This window comes from Acholeplasma sp. ORD1043, assembly GCF_057808485.1.
On record NZ_JAQLOJ010000007.1, the window covers coordinates 29633 to 49257 of the forward strand.

Genomic DNA, 19625 nt, shown 5'->3' on the forward strand with positions numbered 1-19625 from the left:
ATAAATCTACATTATTTATTTTCAACTTATAAACGTCATTGTTTATAAGTTTTTATATAATTCATGTCAGTATAAAGGCGTGTTATAATTGTAATATAATCATTGATTAATGGGATAAGTATTGAATGATTGCACATTTTTTAGTTTTAAAACATCAGTTTTATCGTGATGAAAATGTGAATATAATTATTGGGATTCTTTTCAATTTGAAAAAGAATCTTTTTCAAATTACTCGTTTAATTGGCAGTAAATCTAATATAGGATTACAACAAGATGAATTGGATAGTGTTGTCATGAATCAAAATATATCTTTCAATTCGAAATTAGAAAATAGAATATATAAAATAGCTATTGACTTATCAAGTAAAAAAAGTCCTTATAGAGATATTATTACAGTGGATTTATCAACCAATTGGCAAGAGGTTGAGTTAAATTTAAATTATCAATTAATAATTTTGAAGGGGCTGTCATCATTAGAAAATCCATTAGTGAAAACAGATTTTGATCAATCATGCAAATTAACAACCGCTTTAATTCATTGTAATTATATAAGAATAGGAATGTTTTATCACAATAATAATCATAAAAGATTAACTTTGAACTCCTGTAAAATTGGTGATTATTATTTAAATGATATAACACTTAAAGATTACAGATTTTCAGTTAAAGATTTGGATAAAGAAATAAAAGATGCAATCGCATTATTTGAGTCACCTCCACAATACATAACATTAAATAAGCAATCACCCAAAAGATATAGATTTGTCTCCAGAATAATTGAAATAGAATATAGAAATATTATTTATGACTCAAAAAAATATGGAAGATTGTTTGGAGTTAACTACAATCAATTTAGTGGAGAACTTAAAATGAGTAATTTAAAAGATGAATTCACATATATTGATTTAGATGAATTAATAGGGGGAAATTTAATATGTTAAGTCATTATTTTAATGAATTTATTAATGACAATATTAATAATAAGTTTGATAAACATGTATTTATTGCTAAAGGTCTTGAGTTTTCAGATATATTTGATGATCAAAATAGTCTAAGAGTGCTAGATAATTTTTTATGGGATAATGCTTTAACAATTGATAATGCTATAAATATAATGAATAAAATTATTGAGACTAATAAATCAATTGTTATTAGTGTACCAGAATATTTATTTCTCAAAAAAAATGGAATTCAAGGAATTTTTACAGCATTTGGTTATAAATTTAAAGTAATCGATTTTAACTTGTTTGATGAGTTTGTTGTAAGTAAAATAAATGATAGATGTAAAAAAATTGAAGAAATAATTAACTCTGATAATGACGATTTCTGGCAAACAGTTTACAGTTCAATGCATTTCCAAGAAGGTTATTATATTATTAATTATAATACTTCAGAATTTAGAGAATTTGAAAAAATATATTGGATAAAAGAGATTAATAAAAATATTATTCAAGGAAATTTATCTAATGAAAATCATATATTGTCAAGTGCTAATGAACTAGATATCATTCTTCAGGCACTTAATTCAATTGAAAATAATAAAGATTTTCTTTTTGTTTTCGATCCTAAAAAGTCAAAACCTATATTTGATTATGTTTTAACTGGTCTAAATGCAATGCAAATTAATGCTATTTCTATTCCACCACAGCCACCTGTTCATATTGTGAACAAGGAAAATAAATATAACGAGATTCTAAAAAGAATCAATAAAAATTATGAGTTTAGGAATTTGCAAGTTTATAAATATCCAGAATTGAAAGCGAATGATTTAATTGAAATTTCACAAGAAATTATAATTGATGAAATATATTCAAATTCAATAAAAGCTATGAACAATCAAAATTACTTTGATACTTTTGTAACTGCACCAACTGGTGCAGGAAAATCTGTAATGTTTCAAATACCTGCTATTAAATTAGCTGAAGAATTCAATTTACTTACACTTGTAATCACTCCTTTAATAGGATTGATGAATGACCAAGTAAAAAACATTCAAAAAATGACTGATTTAGCTGCTACAATAAATTCTGAATATACACCTTCTGAAAAAGAAGAAATTAAAAATAAAATCAACAACGGTGAAAAATCCATATTATATATCTCTCCTGAAACACTTTTATCACATGGTGACATAAAAACATTAATCGGAAATCGAAAAATAGGATTGATGATTATTGATGAAGCTCATACAGTTTCGACATGGGGTAAGAGTTTTAGACCGGATTATTGGTATCTTGGTGACTATTTGCGCACCTTAAAAAAATACAATAAAGAATTCACTTTTCCAATAGTAGCTTTTACTGCAACTGCAACTTATGGGGGAGATGATGATATGTATTATGATATTGTTGATAGTTTAAGTTTGAAAATAAAAAAACCTTATATTGGAAGAGTAATAAGAGATGATATATCATTTAAAATTAACATTGTTGAATCTGATTATGATTATGAAACAGAAAAAAGAAATGTAACAATCAAAAGGATTGATGATTTTATAAAATCAAAAGAAAAATCTCTGTTTTATTTTCCATATGTTAAGCATATGGATGAAGTTTACTCAAAAATCTTAGTGTCTAAAAGAAGTAATGTTGCTAGGTTTTCAGGTAAGTTGCATAAACTTGATAAAGATGATGCGCTTAGTGGCTTTAGAGACGGAAGTATAAATGTAATGCTTGCAACTAAGGCATTTGGTATGGGAATCGATATAGATGATATCAAAAATGTATATCATTTTGCGCCAACCGGTAATCTTGCTGATTATGTACAAGAAATTGGACGTGCTGCAAGAAAACCAGGAATGATGGGTTATGCAATAACTGATTATTATAAACAAGATTTTAGATACATTAAACAATTATATGGACTGTCTAGTATTAAGCCATATGAAGTTAAAGCCGTATTGTCAAAGATAATTGAATTATATAAAAATCATAATAAAAGAAATATGATGGTTTCACCAGAGGAATTTGCTCATATTTTTGTCACTTCATTAGGTTCAAATATTGATGAAGAAATTGACAACAGATTAAAATCTGTTTTATTAATAATCAAAAAAGACTTGGATGCCTCTAGATTAAATCCGTATTCAATAATATTTAAACCTCGTAGCATGTTTACTGTTGGATTATATTTAATTAAAGATGGAGATTTAGATTATTTTAAACTTAAAGGTTGGTCTAAGTATCTAAAATTATTCAGAGATAAGAATGAGCTGCAGAAAGAAAAAAATGGCACAGTTTATAAATATATGGGAAATATATATGAAATTGATTTTAAAGAATTATGGCAAGATAGATACAGAGAATTATCATTTGGTCAATTTAAAAAATCTCTTCATGAAGATACACTACCTAATATTCAGCTGACAAACAAATTAATAAGTAAAGTATGGTTGCACTTAGAAACTAGAAATAATAAATCATTTGGAGATATAATTTCTAAATTTAAAGATTTTTTAGAAATAATATGTGATATTCTTAATGACATTAAGAGTGAAGGTATTCATTTTACTTATGAGGATTTTGCATCGAGATTAAAAATGAAAGGTCAATTTAAATTCTCGAACCCTACTCAAAATGTATTGATTTCAAGTGTGACTTTAAATTTATTAAATGAATTACAGAGTGGAAATCAAACAAACTCTCAAAATTTCTTAAGATTTAATTCCAATTCTGGAAAATTAACAATTGTCAATACTGGTTATATGAAGAAGAAAGATGATTTGTTGTATTATTGCATAAAGGAATTTAAAAATTATTTGCATGAAGAAAAACACTCCTTTATTCAAAATAATTCAAACAGAGGCGATAAAATGAGAAGCGATAAGATGATAGTAATTGCTCAAATTTTTGAATTACTAAACTTATCAAGTTATAAAATTAAAGCTGGCGATAGACCAGAATTTTTCATTCGTATTAATGATTTGTCAGCACTGGAAAAGATGTCAACTGATTTTTATGAATCACCTACCATAAGACAAATTGGATATTCTCATCGTAACTCAATTCAAATTATGGAATACTTTTTCAATAAATTAAATAACGATATTGACCGTTGGAATCTCATAGAAAAATATTTTTTAGGTGAAGATGTTATTGGTGAAATTAATAAATTTGAAAATTAAAATACATTTAATAAGTGTGTTTTATAAATGAATTACACAGATTAAACTAATCGCAAGGATAAGTAATTAATGATCGAAAAATCAATCTCCCAAGCAATCAAGTCAGCTATGTGGCTCGCTATTGAATATAATAATTCCAATGAAGAAGTTACTAAATATTGGATTGCTATAAAGGACATCAACATAAAGAAAAAGTCTTTTCTTGTTGATGCTTTTAATGCTGCTAAAATGTCTAAAGACTCAAACGGATTAATTTCTATTAATATACTTTTTGATAGAATTTTAAGTGCGCATGTTATTGATAATACAACATACCAACAACCAGAAGAACTTATTGAAAAAATACATAGTAATATTAATCAATTAGAATGGTTAGGATACGATTCATATAACAATCAAATTCTTGATTACATTTATGAATGCATGAAGCTAGAAAATATTGCCTATCAAACAGAAGTTACAATGCTTAAAGGTATTGATCAAGCTGAACTAGAAAAAGTTCCAATCAACAATAAATACCCATTAACATTAGAACAGATTAGTCAATTAGTTAGCAATCTAGAATCCTTATCAAAAAGAGATAATCAAAAAAACTATGAAATTGTAACACTCGCATTAAATCTTTTATCGATTAATACTAAAAAGGGTTTATTTGTTGTTGCATATAAAGAACTACAGTTTAATCCAAAAGAGAAATCGTTGATTCTAAAACCAGAAACATTTTTTAATTATGATTTTGCTAGTGACTCTAAAGATTTTGATCACAACCTAAGACATTATTTAGATATTGAAACAGATGAATTTACAACACTGTTTTTAGAAAACCCATACGAGGCTAAAGAATTACTTCAAAAAGAATTACATCCAAAAGAATCACTTGATACTAGACCTTATATCTTTGAATTAAAACGATCTCACTATGCACATATTGAAAAAGAACTCACTCAAATTAAACTATCAAAATCAAAAGAAGCTTTATCCACACCACTTGAAGCTTTTTTTGGCAATATGGATAAATCTAAACTTTCAAGAAAAAGAAGTTTTGATGTTGTTTTAATTGATGATAGATCAAATATTGATCAACTAAGAGTTATTTATAATGCACTTGCACAACCAATAACATATGTTCAAGGGCCTCCAGGTACAGGTAAAACTGCAACTATTATTAATACCTTAATATCAGCATTTTTTAATGGTCAAAAGGTATTAATTGCTTCAAACAACAATAAACCGATTAATGATATTTATGAAAAACTTCAAAATCTGGAAAGTTCATATAAAAAGACTAAGTTACCTCTACCATTCTTAAGATTAGGTAATAGAGAATCTGTATTAAAGAGTCTAAATTATTTAAAAGAATTATTACCTCAAATCAAAAATTTTGATGTTGATGAGGGAAAGTTAGATATCCACGCTAAAAATAGAAAAGATAAGATGCAAGAATTAAATGCATTAATAGATGTTTATGAAGAAAGATTAGAATTAATTGAAGAAATTGATACATTAAAATCTGTATCAAATAATTTAAATGATTCTCTAAGAAGTATATCTGTTGATGCCATTTTAAATGATAAAGAAAGTAAATTAAAATCTTTAAAAGTAATTAAAGATGAGGATGTAAAAGACTATATTAGAAAAGCAGATAATGCACTTTATACATGGTTATTTTTTACATCAGTTAAATATTTAAAACGAGCATTTGAGCCTAAAAACGAAGAATTACTTAAAATTATTTTAAGTGATGCTGAGGATGAGACTAGAATTAATGAATTTAATAGTTACCTACAAGAACAAGAGAACTTTAAAAATCTTTTAAGAATTTGTCCGATTATTTTAACAACAAATCAATCAGCTCATAGACTAGGTGAACAAACACCTTCTTTTGACTTGGTTATTTTGGATGAGGCTGGTCAATGTGCAATTGGTCCTTCTTTATTTTCAATTGCTAGAGGTCAAAGACTGATGTTAGTAGGCGATCAAAATCAATTGAAACCAGTTGTTACGATTGCCCCAGAAACCAATAGAGTTTTAGTTAACAAGTATGGAGTATCATCTGCATATGATTACCTTAATAATTCAATCTTACTTTCTATGCAGAAACAAGATACCATTTCAAAATTTATCTTATTAAGTTATCATTATCGTTCAAGAAAAGACATTATTGAATTTAGTAATAGAAAATACTATAAGGGTCAACTTAAAATAGAAACACCGGAAAATGCACAATTACCTGATGCACTAGAATATATTTCAGTAGATTCTTCTTACGATAAGTTAAAAACTAAAAATGTATCTTTAAAAGAAATAGAAGCAATAGTATCACACATTAAAAACTCTAAAGAAACAAATATTGGTATTATTACACCATTTAGAAATCAAGCAGAATATCTAAAAGAGTATTTAGAGGAAAATGGTTTAAATGATATACATTCAGGCACCATTCATACCTTTCAAGGTGATGAGAAAGATGTTATTTATCTTTCAACTGCAATTACTAAAAACACAACAGATAAAACATTTGATTGGGTTAAAAACAATCAAGAACTACTTAATGTAGCAACTACTAGAGCGAAGAAAAAACTGGTATTAGTTTCTGATATGTATGAAATTAAAAAACGTTCAGAAATAAGTAATGATTTATATGAATTAGTACAATATGTAAAAAATCAAGGTAAACAAGTAAAACTTACTGAATCAGAGACTACTCAGTTTATCAATGGATCAAACTTTAAGAACTATAACACTAAAAAAGAAGAAGAGTTCTTTGAAACGATCAATCAAATATTAAGTATTGGTTCAAAATTTGTAGTTAGAGAAAAAGTAAGAGTTGCATCAATCTTAGATAAGTTTACGACACCTAAAAAATATGACTATGGATTAAAAGCAGAATTTGATTTAGTTATATTTAAGAAGATAGGTAAAGATGAAATACCGGTTCTAGTCATTGAACTTGATGGTGATGAACATAAGCAAGATAAAAAAGTCATGACAAGAGACAAGTTAAAAGAAGATATTTGTCGAGATAATAAAATCAGATTAGAAAGAATACATAATGATTATTCGAGAAGGTATATGTATATAAAAGATATACTTTTTGATATCTTGAAATAATTGAAAGAGGTTAATATGAATGATGATTTGATAAAGGTAATTATTGAAGTAATAAGCATTGTCAGTTTTATTACAATCATGTCGATAATAAATCTTACAAAGAAGCAAAACAGGGATAGAGAATCACGTGACTTGATGATTAAAGATTTAAAAATCAAAATGAATCAATTAGTTAGTGATGAAACTACTAAATTAAATAATTCTATAAATAAACTTAAACAAGATTTAATTGAAGATATAACTAAAATTGATACTAAAACTGTTAATGAGATGATTAAAATCAAAACTGCGTTAGTTGAACTTTATACTAAAACAGTTGCAATCGAAGATAAATTTAAAGATTTCTCAAATTCAGATATAGAGACTAAAGAGAAGATCAATGCCGAAATTAAAGCTATAGATGATAAAAATATTAGCTTAAATCACAAAATTGAAACAGAATTCACTAAAAATGCTCAAACCTTACAAAAATTAAGTGAATATGTTTTTGCTAACCTAAAAGAATTGCGAGAACAAAACGATGATTTAAGAAAAAAACTTGAGTATTTCACTGAAATCAAGGACGATTCTACAAGATTAAATGATTCTGTGGATATCAATAAAGAAAATCAATTAATTGATGAAATTCTAAAGAATATGAATTCTGTTTCAAATAATGTCGTTTTAAATGAAAATCTTCAGAAAATTAATGAAACTGAAAAGATTACTAAAGAAAATGTATTAATAGAAAATGATATTCAACCAGTTAATAAAATTGAATTGGATATAGTGGCTGATGAAACACAAATACCAATTGTTAAATCAGGTCTTGAAATTTTAGATGAGGAACAAAGATACGCATATCAGTTGATGGAAGAAACAAATGATAATCTTTTTATCACTGGTAAGGCAGGCACTGGGAAAAGTTTCTTATTAAGACTTTTTACAAGAGCTACAAAGAAAAAACATATTATCATCGCTCCAACAGGTATTGCATCTTTAAATGTTGGTGGTGTAACAATTCATTCGGCATTTGGTTATGATAATTTAAGAGTGGACAATGATTTATCGGTTTTAAGACTTTCTTCAGATAAGAAGATGGTATTAAAAAATGTGGATGTCATTATTATTGATGAAATATCAATGGTTAGAGCTGATGTCATGGATCAAATGGACAAGATTTTAAGACGCGTAAATGAGAATAATGAAGTATTTGGAGGGAAACAGGTTATTGTTTTTGGTGACATGTTCCAATTACCCCCAATTGCTAACAGAGAAGAAACAAAGTATTTAAATGAAAGATATAATGGGATTTTTTTCTTTTATTCAGATGCTTATCGCAGTGGGAAATTTAGATTTATAGAACTGTCTCAAAATCATCGACAAAATAGTGACTTAAAGTACTTTGAGATATTAAATAATTTACGTGAAGGTGAGATAACACCAAGCATAATTCAAACTTTAAATACTAGATATAGTAAAGAACACAATCTAAGAAGAGTTATCAAATTATTACCTAAGAAAGATCAAGTTGAAATCATAAATGATTATGAATTATCTCAAATTCCAGTTAAAGAATATGTATTTGAAGCTGATGTTATTGAATATACTAATGGTAGTTTTAAAAACAATTTTGAAAATTCATTTCCAGTAACCCAAACATTAAAATTAAAATTAGGTGCTTTAGTTATGATGGTCAAGAATGACCCTATAAAGAGATGGGTAAATGGCACTCTAGGTATTGTTTCAGGAATATCTGAAGAAATGATTAAAGTGACTATAGATGGAACAGAGTATGAACTTCAACCCGAAAAATTTGAACTTAGTGAAGCAAAGTATAAATCTGGCTCAATCTATTATCAACCACTTATTCAAGTGATTCAATATCCTATCGTATTAGCATATGCAATTACAATTCATAAATCTCAAGGTATGACATATCAATCACTAGCTTGTGACTTAAGTGAAACATTTGAAAATGGACAAAGTTATGTTGCATTATCTCGCTGTAGTTCATTAGAAGGACTGCATTTATTAAATCCACTAAATGGTAGAGAGATAAGAACTAATAGAGATGTTGTTGAATTTTATAAACGAATAACAAAATAATAATCAATTAATAAATTCAAAATAGAGGTATAAAATGGATAAATTCTATAAATGCGATTTACATGTACATTCTAGTTCTTGTTATAGTAGAAATTATAGCGAAATTGATTTTTTAAATAAACTCAAACAATCAGATTTAGAAGTGATATCAATTACCGACCATAATGTTATTGATGTTGAATTATATAGAAACATAAAATTAAAACTTAAGCATATTAAGTTAATTGGTGGAGTTGAACTAAACTTAAGATTGAGTGATGAAATAATAGCTAAGTATCAACTTAAACCGAAAATAAACTACTTTCATGCAATCGTTTTGTTTGATTATGAGGATATAGATCAAATATGGAGTATTTTAAAAAGTATATTAATAGATCTGAAAATTGATGTAAAAAAAACTAGTGTAAAAGAAATTTCTAGACAGACAGAAGGTATATCTATTGATTTTGAAATTTTGCAAAATAAACTAAAAGATTACGAATATATTTTGTCTTTTCACGAAGGCAAGTCTGATAGAAATTTATCCGATTATTTAGATAATAAATCTAAAGAGAATCAATTATTTAAACAAAAATTATTTTATTATAATCAAAAATATGTAATGGAAGGTAACAAAGAAAAGTCGCAAAGAGTTTTTGATTATTTTAAAGAAAATTTGGAAACGCTTGTTGCTAGAGTGTATTTTTCAGATGTACAAGAATTGAAAGATATCGGTGAAAAATTCACATGGATTAATTTTGATGGATCATTTAAATCATTAGTTTTACCTCTGTCTGATCCGGAAGTTAGAATTTTTACTTCCGAAGAACTTTTTGTGAATCCCCAACTCAATAACAAAGATTACTTGGAAAAAATACGTTTCACTTTGAAAAACGCTAAAACAGGAGATAATGTAGTTCGTGAATTGGAGTTTTCCCCAGCTTATAATGGAATAATCGGATCTAGGGGTTCAGGTAAAACTATGCTTGGAAATATATTAGCAAATGAAGATCTGACTGTGTATGATGGATATAATACAATATCTAACATAGAGTACAAGATGTTTGGAAAAGATTATTTTTCATCTGCTCCGAAAAAGAGATATTTACAACAATCTACATTGTTAAATATATATAAAAATGGGAATATTAGCAAAATTGATTTCATTAACAGGTCATTTGAAAAAGTCAAAAGTAAAAAACTTAAAAAAATTGAAATAGATACTTTGACTGCATCTAAACTTCTTCAAATTGAAAATGATTATTTGTATGCAATGATTACTGAATATCAATCCGCGATTTTTGATGTGGAATTCATAAAAAAATCCGTTGAATTAGAATATCTAATCCCATTAACTAGTCACAACGATTATGTAAACGGAAAAAATGAAATTGACAAATTCAAAAATAATTTAAAAGCCCTGGATGAGCAATTGTCTGTAATAAATAAAATCACTTCAGGCATTATAGAATCCGATAAAATTTACAGTGAATTGGACAGTTTTAATAAATTGAAGATGAATTTCAAACAAAAAATCGAACAAAGTTTGAGTATTATGAAGACTGAACTTATTCAAATCAAAACAGATTTAAATGAATTTGATGAAACGTATATAAATATTAGAGATAAATCTATAAAAGAATTTATATTAATTGTAAAGGATTCAAATGCGCAGATAAACTCGACATCTCAAGATTATTTAGAACTTGAAAACCAGTATATAAAACAAATGTTAAACTTTACTAAATTTAGAATTCTTAATAGAAAAATTCATTCATATATAGACAACATATTAAAAGACATTAAAAGTGAAGCAGAGAGTGATCCAATAGCAATTAATGATTATAATATTAGAATTTCAACTTCTATTGACGTGATTAAAGATTACTTTACTATGTTATCAAGTGAAATAACAGGTATAAGTTTAGACACCTTAGATGAAAAATTCCTAAGGATTTACTTTAATAGTAATGATTATAAATTACTGGGTAAACTGTTTAACGGGACTAAATATAGAAGTGAAAAATTTCAGAATGTTAAACAGTATTTGGATACGCTATATCGAAACATAAAAAATTTTATAGATACTACGCATAATATACAACCTAAAATCTTTTACAATGATCGTGATTTAGAAGAATTATCACCGGGAAAAAAATCAGAGATTTTATTAGATATATTCTTGGAAAATGAAAAAATCAATAATGATGAAGATGACATAGTAATGATTCTATTAGATCAACCTGAAGATAATTTGGATACAAAAACAATTTCACAAAACTTAATTCATAAAATACGAGAATTAAAAAGAAATAAGCAAATTTTCGTTATAAGTCACTCGGCTTCTGTCATTATTAATGGTGATGCCGAACACATTATATATGCGTATGAAGAAAACAATATAATTAATTATATTCAAGGTAGAATAATTGACTCCCATATGAAGAAGTATATTGTTGAAACATTGGATGGCGGAGAAAAAAATCTAAAGATGAGATTAAATAAATATAATTTTAATTTTGAAGATTGGAGAAATAAATGATAACATATAAAGACGAAAATATCGTTTTCGAATATAATGGAACATTTATGAAGATAAATCAACCAGAGGACTATAAAACTTTTGTAATCTTTATAACTGATCCATTAAAGGATATAACCATTGAAATGTTTTCAATAGATAATAATGTTACAGATCCGAAAAGTATATCAATATTAGAGAACTTTCGTAAAGTAATTGAAAAGTTTATAAAAAAGAAAAGAGAATTGATGAGACAAATAGATAATAGTTCAGTTGAAGATTTGATTGAAAATAACAATAATGTTGTTGACATTATTAAGTAAAATAAATTGTAAACACATTTCAAACATAAAGAAAATGACATCAATTGACTTTTATATATATTTATATATACTAGATATGTCGAACTCCGAATCCATCGAGTGGGGGACCCAATTTTCTGGGGTGAATCATAATCTATTATGTAAGGACACCTTACTGTTCTGAACCCGTCAGCTAACCTCATAGGAGTCATTAAGGGATAACTATAATATATTTCTGAAGAGGTGGCAGAAGATGGATCAAATCTATTTACTCATCTTTAAAATCGGTATCGTTTTAGCTGTCGGTTTTATTGGTGCGATCATTGCCAGAAAACTTAAATTACCAAATGTTTCTGGTTATTTAGTTTTAGGCTTATTATTAGGACCTTCATTAGGTCTTATCTTCCCTGGTTTTGAAGGGTTAATTACAATTGAAGAGAATGAATCATTAAATTTCATTTCTCAAATCGCATTAGCATTTATTGCATTCTCAATTGGTGCAGAATTCAGCATTAAAGCAATTAAAAAAGTTGGTAAAGCAGTACTTGTTATGACAACAACCGAAGTTATCGGTGCAGTCTTAGTTGTTCTTGCTGTATTATTCTTCTTACCAAAACCAGAATCCATTATGCCAAACGGCTATAATCCATTTACAAATCAAAATATTGCCTTTGGTTTAATCTTAAGTGCTATGGCAGCTGCTACAGCACCTGCTGCAACACTAATGGTTATGAGACAATATAGAGCATATGGTCCAGTAACTAAAGCAGTACTTCCAATTACTGCACTAGATGATATCTATGGAATTGTTGTCTTTGGATTCTTTATCTCAATTGCTCAATCTTTAGTACCTGCTGGAGATATTCCACCAGTTTGGTTATCTATTGCTAAACCATTTATTGAAGTATTTGGTTCAATCTTAATTGGTTTAGTAGCTGGTTGGGTATTATCATTTATTGTTAATAAGTTTGATAAATTAAGAGATGATTTACAAGTGTTATCACTCGTTGCAGTATTCTTATCAGTTGGTGGATTAACTTTATTAAATGGTATTACAGAAGAATGGGGTATCTCATTCTCACCACTTTTAGCAAACATCATGATTGGTACAGCAATTGCCAACCTTGCTAAAAAACCTGAAAAGACATTTGGTGCAATTAATGACTTTGCAACACCATTCTATGTAATCTTCTTTACATTAGCTGGTGCTTCACTAGACTTAGCTATTTTAGGTTCAGACCCATTAATTCTTTTACTAGCTGGTGCATTCATCCTAGCTCGTGGATTTGGTAAATGGAGTGGTATTGCAGTTGGTGCGAATATGGTTAATGCTGAACCAACTGTTAAAAAGTACTTAGGTATTGCCTTACTTCCTCAAGGTGGGGTTTCAATTGGCTTACTAGCTATTGTCTTTACTCAAATGCCTCACATGTATAAAGAAATCTCAACAATCATCATGTTATCTATTCTAGTTTATGAAACATTAGGACCATTATTTGCTAAGTTTGCTATTGAAAAAGCTGGTGAAATCAATGGTTTAGATCGTTTAGAAGAAATCTCAAGCCTAGAAGGCATCGAAGGAGAATAAAATTATGCAAGTATTATTCTTAGTATTAAATGATTTATCATATCTAGATAAAGTTCTAGAAAAGTTTGTTGAATTAAAACTTCGTGGTGCAACTATCTTAGATTCTGAAGGTATGGCTCAAGCAATTATGAAAAACGAAGGTTTATTTGGTGCATTACTTGGTGGACCATTCGCAAAATCTTCAGTTACTCAAGGTAGTTCAAAAACAATCTTTACTGTTATTCCGGAAGAAGAAAAAGTGAAAGTTGTTGTTGAAGAAATTAGAAACCTAATTGGTGAGGCACACAAAAACGGTGCTGGCTTCATGTTCACCTTACCGGTATCTGGTATTTTCCCAATTAAATATAAAGAATAAATAAAATTGCTAAGGTATGAAAAGCTTAGATTATATCATTGATAATTTTGGAAACTTAAATTGATTAAGGGAAACCTTAATCTTTTTTTTAAAAATAAATATATAGGTGTTGACAACAAATTTTTCTTGAATATAATAATAATTGAAAATAGCACTCATACATAGAGAGTGCCAGAAGGAGGTATGAAAGAATGTTGAAGCCATTGAATGATTATGTGGTTTTATCATTTGAGAAAGAAGAAGAAAAGACCAAATCTGGTATCATTCTATCCACAGAGGAAAAGAACAATCAATCCTTTGGATTAGTGGTTGCTGTTGGGCCTAAAGTGGAAACCTTAAAATCAAATGATAAAGTCATATATCAAACCTATTCAGGTACAAAAACAAAAGTTGATGGTAAGGAATACTTACTAATCAAACAAGAAAACATCTTAGCCATATACGAATAAGTAAATATATATTATGTAAGGAGTGATTCTGATGAGTAAAGAAATTAGATATGGCTCATTTGCGAAAGAAAAGATTTTATCAGGAGTAAATAAACTTGCTGATACAGTAAAAATAACATTAGGACCTAAAGGTCGTAATGTCATCTTAGAAAAATCATATGGTTCACCTTTAATTACTAATGATGGTGTCTCAATTGCTAAAGAAATAGAACTTTCAGACCCATATGAAAATATGGGGGCTAAATTAGTCTATGAAGTAGCAAACAAAACTAACGATGAAGCAGGTGATGGTACAACTACAGCTACCGTCCTTGCTCAATCAATGATCCAAAAAGGATTTAAAGCAGTAGAATATGGTGCTAACCCAGTATTAGTTAGAGAAGGTATTCTACTTGCTGGAAAAGAAGTTGCTAAAAAGATTCTAGAAAAAACAAGACACATTGAAACTAAAGCAGATATTGAAAATGTCGCATCAGTTTCAGCAAACGACCGTGAAATTGGTCATATCATTGCCGATGCAATGGATAAAGTTACTAAAAATGGTGTTATCACAGTTGATGAATCTAAGGGATTTGAAACTGAGTTAGAAGTCGTTGAAGGCTTACAATTTGATAAAGGTTATGTATCACCATACTTTGTTTCAAATCGTGATACCATGTCAGTGGAATTTGAAGAACCATATATTCTAGTTACTGACCAAAAGATTTCAACTATTCAAGAAATCTTACCAGTTTTAGAAGAAGTGGTTAAAACCAACAAACCATTATTAATGATTGCGGAAGACTTTGAAAATGAAGTAATTTCAACCTTAGTTGTTAACAAACTAAGAGGAACTTTAAATGTCTTACCAGTTAAAGCGCCAGGTTTTGGTGATAAACAAAAAGAAATGCTATCAGACATTTCAATTGTCACAAATGCAACCTTCTTTACTAAAGACTTATCAATGAAAGTTAAGGATGCTAAACTAGAAAACCTAGGTTCAGTCTCTAAAGCTATTATTAAGAAGGATACAACAACACTTGTTGGTGGAAAAGGTTCTAAAGCGTCAATTGATGCAAGAATTGATGAATTAATGCATCAAGTTGAAACAGCTACATCTGAATATGATAAGAAACAAATTCAAGAACGCTTAGCTAAACTTACAGGTGGGGTTGCAATCATTAAAGTAGGGGCTGCTACTGAATCAGAATTAAAAGAAAAGAAACTAAGAATTGAAGATGCTCTAAATGCAACAAAAGCTGCTATTGCAGAAGGTATTGTTGTAGGTGGAGGTGCAATTCTAGTTGAAGTCTATGAAGACTTAAAAGATACCTTAAAACATGAAAATCAAGATATCTATAAAGATATAAGAGCAGTCATTGATTCACTTGTTGTTCCAATTTTTCAAATTGCAGAAAATGCTGGATTCGATGGACAATCAATAGTTGATTTACAAAAGAAACAAGAAAAAAACTTTGGCTTTGATGCTAAAGAAGGTAAATGGGTAAACTTAATTGAAGCAGGTATTATTGACCCAACAAGAGTAACAAGAAATGCAATATTAAATGCATCAAGTATTGCATCCTTATTAATAACAAGTGAAGCAGCTGTTATTGAAGTTAAAGAGAAACAAGCACCAGCTCCAATGATGGATGCTTATTAAGATTATAGAGAGGCCTATGTTAGGTCTCTTTTTTGTATGGTAAAATTTCAATATATGGGGGGGGATTAGTTTGGATGAAGTGTTGAAATTCCAAGAATTTTTCTATACAGCATATAACGATAATAATATTTGTGCTCAAAATAAAAAATCGCATCAAGAATTAATTAAATTATATAATGAAAAGTTTGTACATAAAATGATTCAATTTGATAGTCCAGATATAATTATAAAACTTGATAATAGAATTATTCTTCTTGAGTATTTTTCGTTTGATTCTAGCATAACGAATACTAAGGGAAGTACACAAAAGAGAAAACTAGCCATGATAGAATCTGAAATAGAAAGAGAAATTAAAGTCAAAGATAATGTATTCAAATCTGTTCCGATAAAGTCTGGTAGATCGTCTAAAAATTTTAAGTTAAATCTAATGAATATATTTTATGACCATCATAAAAAATATGAGACATATATACAGAATTTTTTATCTCAATCTAAAAATATTAATAATCACAAAATAGAATTTGGCTATGTTATCGAAAACTCCGGTTTCGGTGGTGATATTATTCCTAAAGGAACCAGTGGGTTTATATTAACACCTTTTTTAATTGAAGAATTCATGATTAATTTAGTAAAAGATAAAAATATAAAGCATATTTTTTATTTATACAAAACAAATAATAAAAATATTATTTATCTTTATAATAATTTTCGAAAATTACCTAACTTTAATTTCATTGATGTTAATAAGTTTGATTTTTTAAACATTGATTATCATTATTTTTCAAGTTTAATTAAGTTTTAGTTCAATTCCTTTGATTCTCAAACTATCTTGGGGTAAAATTTAGTTTGAACATCAAAAGGAGAGTTTTTATGAAAAACTTACAAATTCTACAAACAAAGAAACTACCAATTTTAATTCTATTGGTTGTTTTAGTTTTATCTTTATTTGTTTTATATACCCCAGGAGCTACCCCTTCTAATAATCAAAATAATTTCTCTGCAGTGCGTGCTCAAGAACATATTAAAGAGATTTCAAGAGAACCACATTCATATTATGAAAGAGAAGCACATGAAGATGTTAGACAATATTTACTAACAACTTTAACAGACTATTTAGGCGCTTCAAATGTGTTAGAGTACAACTACACCATAAATGAAGTTAAAGCAGAATTAAACGCTAATTATGCAGGTTCTGGTGCAGATGGTGTCATCTACCCAATTGAAAACGTAGTTGGTATCCTACCTGGTGTTAACCCTGAAGGTATTATGTTAGTTTCTCACTATGACTCAAGAGGACATGTTGGAAGAACTGGTGAACAAGGAAGAAGTTATGGTGCAATGGATGATGGATACGGCGTATCCACCATGTTAGAACTTGCTTATTTATTAAAAGATACAAATCCAACTAATAGTGTATACTTCTTATTCACAGATGCAGAAGAAGTTGGATTATATGGTGCCATTATGGCAACTGCTGATACTTCATTAATGGCAAATATCAGATTTGTCATTAATCTAGAATCTCGTGGTTCAACAGGTCCTGCATATATGTTTGAAACATCAGCTAATAACCATAAAGTTATTGATCTTTATAGAAAAGCAAATTTCCCAGTTACATATTCTATGGCAACTGCAGTTTATGAACTAATGCCTAACTATACAGACTTTACACCATTGATGGAAACCGGATTACCTGGTTTAAACTTTGCAGTACTTGCAGGACTTGATCATTACCATACACCACTTGATCGATATGAAGATATTGATATTACATCTGTTCAACATATGGGTTCACAAGTAGAACCAGTTGTAAGAGAATTTATCAGTGATGCTAAGTATATTGAAGATGGTTACTTTGATGCAAGTAGTAACCAAGTATTCTTTACAATTTTTGCAGGTGTGATGATTAACTATAGTTATGTATTTGCAGTCATACTTGCAGTATTAATACTTGTTTTATTTGGATTAGTTACGTTCTTGAAAGTTAAAGATAAGACTTTAACTAAAGAATTATTTACTAAAACACTTCCTAAAGGCTTACTACTGTTTGTCGTAATGTCAGTCGTTGGTATTCTTTATGGATATGTTGTAGCGTTCTTAGGTAAAGTTCCATTTAGTATCACATATACTAGAGTTTCATTAACTGAAATACCAACCTTATTACTCTTAATTGCATTAGCATTATTCATGGTAAAAAGATTTAAGAATACAAGTAATGAAACACTTTATATTGGTATAATGATTAATGTCTTATTAACATTACTTACAACCTTTACCTTAGAAGGTGCATCATTCTTATTTGGCTTTACTGCGTTATTTGGACTAGTTGCATACTTTGTAGATTACATTCCTAATAAATATGCTAAACAAGTTTTATTTGGATTATCATATGCGTTCATTTTATTTATGTTAATTCCAATTTTATATTCGTTCTATAATGCATTAACAGTAGGTGGAACTGTTGTTCTAACTGCATTACTAACTATTATTGGTTCAGTAGCATTACCAACTATTATTAAACAGTTTAAAACCGAATAATAACATTATTAGAAATTAAAAGATGTCACTGTTATAATGAAGGTGACATCTTTTTTATTTATAGTCTACTTGGAGGATACATGAAAAAAGTATTTACTATAATCTTTATACTTTTATTATCACTCACACTAACAGCTTGTGCTGATTTTAGTTTTGGATACTATAATTCAAATCCTCCACTTTATGAAGATTTTAAACTGCCTAATGCTCTATCATTTGATCAATATAAAAAATCATTGATTACAAAGTATGAAGATGTCAGTGAAGATGATTTAGATTATGCTTTAACTGCCAATATTAAGATTGATAATGAATTATATAATGTAGGTGGATTAGGAGATATGTTGATAGCACCTTCATATACTGGTAGTGGTGTAATCTTTTATGAAACTACTGAATTTTATTATGCCTTAACTAATCAACATGTTATTGATACTGAAGATGAATATCCTAACCAAAAAATCACAGTTATTGATTACTATAATCAAACATATGATGCAGCAATCTATCCGGGTTCTGTTGATGAAGATCTAGATATTGCTGTTATCGTGTTTGAAAAAAAAGAAGATAACACAGAGTTAGGTGTATTAAAATTAGTTGATGGAAATGTTCCAGTAATTACCAAAGTAATTGCTATTGGTAATCCAAATGGTAAAAGAAATGTAATTAGTAATGGATACATTGATGAATATAACTATACACTTGTAGAAGATAACAAAGGAGAAAATCAACTAAGTATCTTTAGAGCAATCATTCATACAGCTAAAATAGGACCAGGTTCATCTGGTGGTATGTTAATTGATTTTGATTTACAAATTGTTGGTATTAATTTTGCAGCAACAGATACTGAACCTTATTATTCATTTTCAATACCAAGTAAATTGATTATAGATCATATCAATCAATTTCTTGGAAATCAACAATAATTA

At 28.2% G+C, this 19625-nt stretch carries 13 protein-coding genes and 1 riboswitch; all 13 genes read left to right on the forward strand.

Annotation, left to right across the window (positions count from 1 at the left end; all coding sequences use genetic code 11):
- The first annotated feature begins 125 nt into the window (after window positions 1-125).
- On the forward strand, window positions 126-941 hold the full coding sequence (locus PG914_RS03430) for a hypothetical protein (RefSeq protein ID WP_488822309.1): 816 nt from the start codon (window positions 126-128) through the stop codon (window positions 939-941).
- Window positions 935-4123: a DEAD/DEAH box helicase gene (locus PG914_RS03435; protein WP_488822310.1), complete on the forward strand. Its 3189-nt coding sequence runs from the start codon at window positions 935-937 to the stop codon at window positions 4121-4123. The genes PG914_RS03430 and PG914_RS03435 overlap by 7 nt, the downstream gene beginning before the upstream one ends.
- Before the next feature lie 69 nt (window positions 4124-4192).
- Window positions 4193-7234 carry an AAA domain-containing protein gene (locus PG914_RS03440; protein WP_488822311.1) on the forward strand — a complete coding sequence of 1014 codons (3042 nt, stop codon included), beginning with the start codon at window positions 4193-4195 and terminating at the stop codon, window positions 7232-7234.
- Between the two features lie 15 nt (window positions 7235-7249).
- On the forward strand, window positions 7250-9322 hold the full coding sequence (locus PG914_RS03445) for an ATP-dependent DNA helicase (protein WP_488822312.1): 2073 nt from the start codon (window positions 7250-7252) through the stop codon (window positions 9320-9322).
- 34 nt (window positions 9323-9356) lie between these two features.
- Window positions 9357-11843, forward strand: coding sequence for a PHP domain-containing protein (locus PG914_RS03450; protein ID WP_488822313.1), 2487 nt, complete (start codon window positions 9357-9359; stop codon window positions 11841-11843).
- Window positions 11840-12145: a hypothetical protein gene (locus PG914_RS03455; protein ID WP_488822314.1), complete on the forward strand. Its 306-nt coding sequence runs from the start codon at window positions 11840-11842 to the stop codon at window positions 12143-12145. The genes PG914_RS03450 and PG914_RS03455 overlap by 4 nt, the downstream gene beginning before the upstream one ends.
- A gap of 74 nt (window positions 12146-12219) precedes the next feature.
- A riboswitch (cyclic di-AMP (ydaO/yuaA leader) is annotated at window positions 12220-12347 on the forward strand.
- Window positions 12348-12377: 30 nt separating this feature from the next.
- A complete protein-coding gene (locus PG914_RS03460) occupies window positions 12378-13712 on the forward strand; it encodes a cation:proton antiporter (protein ID WP_488822315.1) in 1335 nt (444 codons plus the stop codon).
- A 4-nt stretch (window positions 13713-13716) separates the two neighbouring features.
- Window positions 13717-14067: a hypothetical protein gene (locus tag PG914_RS03465; RefSeq protein ID WP_488822316.1), complete on the forward strand. Its 351-nt coding sequence runs from the start codon at window positions 13717-13719 to the stop codon at window positions 14065-14067.
- A gap of 191 nt (window positions 14068-14258) precedes the next feature.
- Complete coding sequence (locus PG914_RS03470) at window positions 14259-14516, forward strand: co-chaperone GroES (RefSeq protein WP_488822317.1); 258 nt, start codon at window positions 14259-14261, stop codon at window positions 14514-14516.
- Between the two features lie 31 nt (window positions 14517-14547).
- A complete protein-coding gene (groL, locus tag PG914_RS03475; RefSeq protein WP_488822318.1) occupies window positions 14548-16158 on the forward strand; it encodes a chaperonin GroEL in 1611 nt (536 codons plus the stop codon).
- A 70-nt stretch (window positions 16159-16228) separates the two neighbouring features.
- A complete protein-coding gene (locus tag PG914_RS03480) occupies window positions 16229-16960 on the forward strand; it encodes a hypothetical protein (RefSeq protein WP_488822319.1) in 732 nt (243 codons plus the stop codon).
- A 68-nt stretch (window positions 16961-17028) separates the two neighbouring features.
- A complete protein-coding gene (locus tag PG914_RS03485; protein ID WP_488822320.1) occupies window positions 17029-18696 on the forward strand; it encodes a M28 family peptidase in 1668 nt (555 codons plus the stop codon).
- An 80-nt stretch (window positions 18697-18776) separates the two neighbouring features.
- The gene (locus PG914_RS03490) at window positions 18777-19622 is read left to right on the forward strand and encodes a trypsin-like peptidase domain-containing protein (protein ID WP_488822321.1); all 846 of its coding nucleotides are present in this window, start codon (window positions 18777-18779) and stop codon (window positions 19620-19622) included.
- Window positions 19623-19625: the final 3 nt, after the last annotated feature.

Excerpts from the sequence above, each read along its gene's own strand:
- PG914_RS03430 (WP_488822309.1), top strand. The coding sequence starts at position 126 with ATGATTGCACATTTTTTAGTTTTAAAACATCAGTTTTATCGTGATGAA.
- PG914_RS03435 (WP_488822310.1), top strand. The coding sequence starts at position 935 with ATGTTAAGTCATTATTTTAATGAATTTATTAATGACAATATTAATAAT.
- PG914_RS03440 (WP_488822311.1), top strand. The coding sequence starts at position 4,193 with ATGATCGAAAAATCAATCTCCCAAGCAATCAAGTCAGCTATGTGGCTC.
- PG914_RS03445 (WP_488822312.1), top strand. The coding sequence starts at position 7,250 with ATGAATGATGATTTGATAAAGGTAATTATTGAAGTAATAAGCATTGTC.
- PG914_RS03450 (WP_488822313.1), top strand. The coding sequence starts at position 9,357 with ATGGATAAATTCTATAAATGCGATTTACATGTACATTCTAGTTCTTGT.
- PG914_RS03455 (WP_488822314.1), top strand. The coding sequence starts at position 11,840 with ATGATAACATATAAAGACGAAAATATCGTTTTCGAATATAATGGAACA.
- PG914_RS03460 (WP_488822315.1), top strand. The coding sequence starts at position 12,378 with ATGGATCAAATCTATTTACTCATCTTTAAAATCGGTATCGTTTTAGCT.
- PG914_RS03465 (WP_488822316.1), top strand. The coding sequence starts at position 13,717 with ATGCAAGTATTATTCTTAGTATTAAATGATTTATCATATCTAGATAAA.
- PG914_RS03470 (WP_488822317.1), top strand. The coding sequence starts at position 14,259 with ATGTTGAAGCCATTGAATGATTATGTGGTTTTATCATTTGAGAAAGAA.
- groL (WP_488822318.1), top strand. The coding sequence starts at position 14,548 with ATGAGTAAAGAAATTAGATATGGCTCATTTGCGAAAGAAAAGATTTTA.
- PG914_RS03485 (WP_488822320.1), top strand. The coding sequence starts at position 17,029 with ATGAAAAACTTACAAATTCTACAAACAAAGAAACTACCAATTTTAATT.
- PG914_RS03490 (WP_488822321.1), top strand. The coding sequence starts at position 18,777 with ATGAAAAAAGTATTTACTATAATCTTTATACTTTTATTATCACTCACA.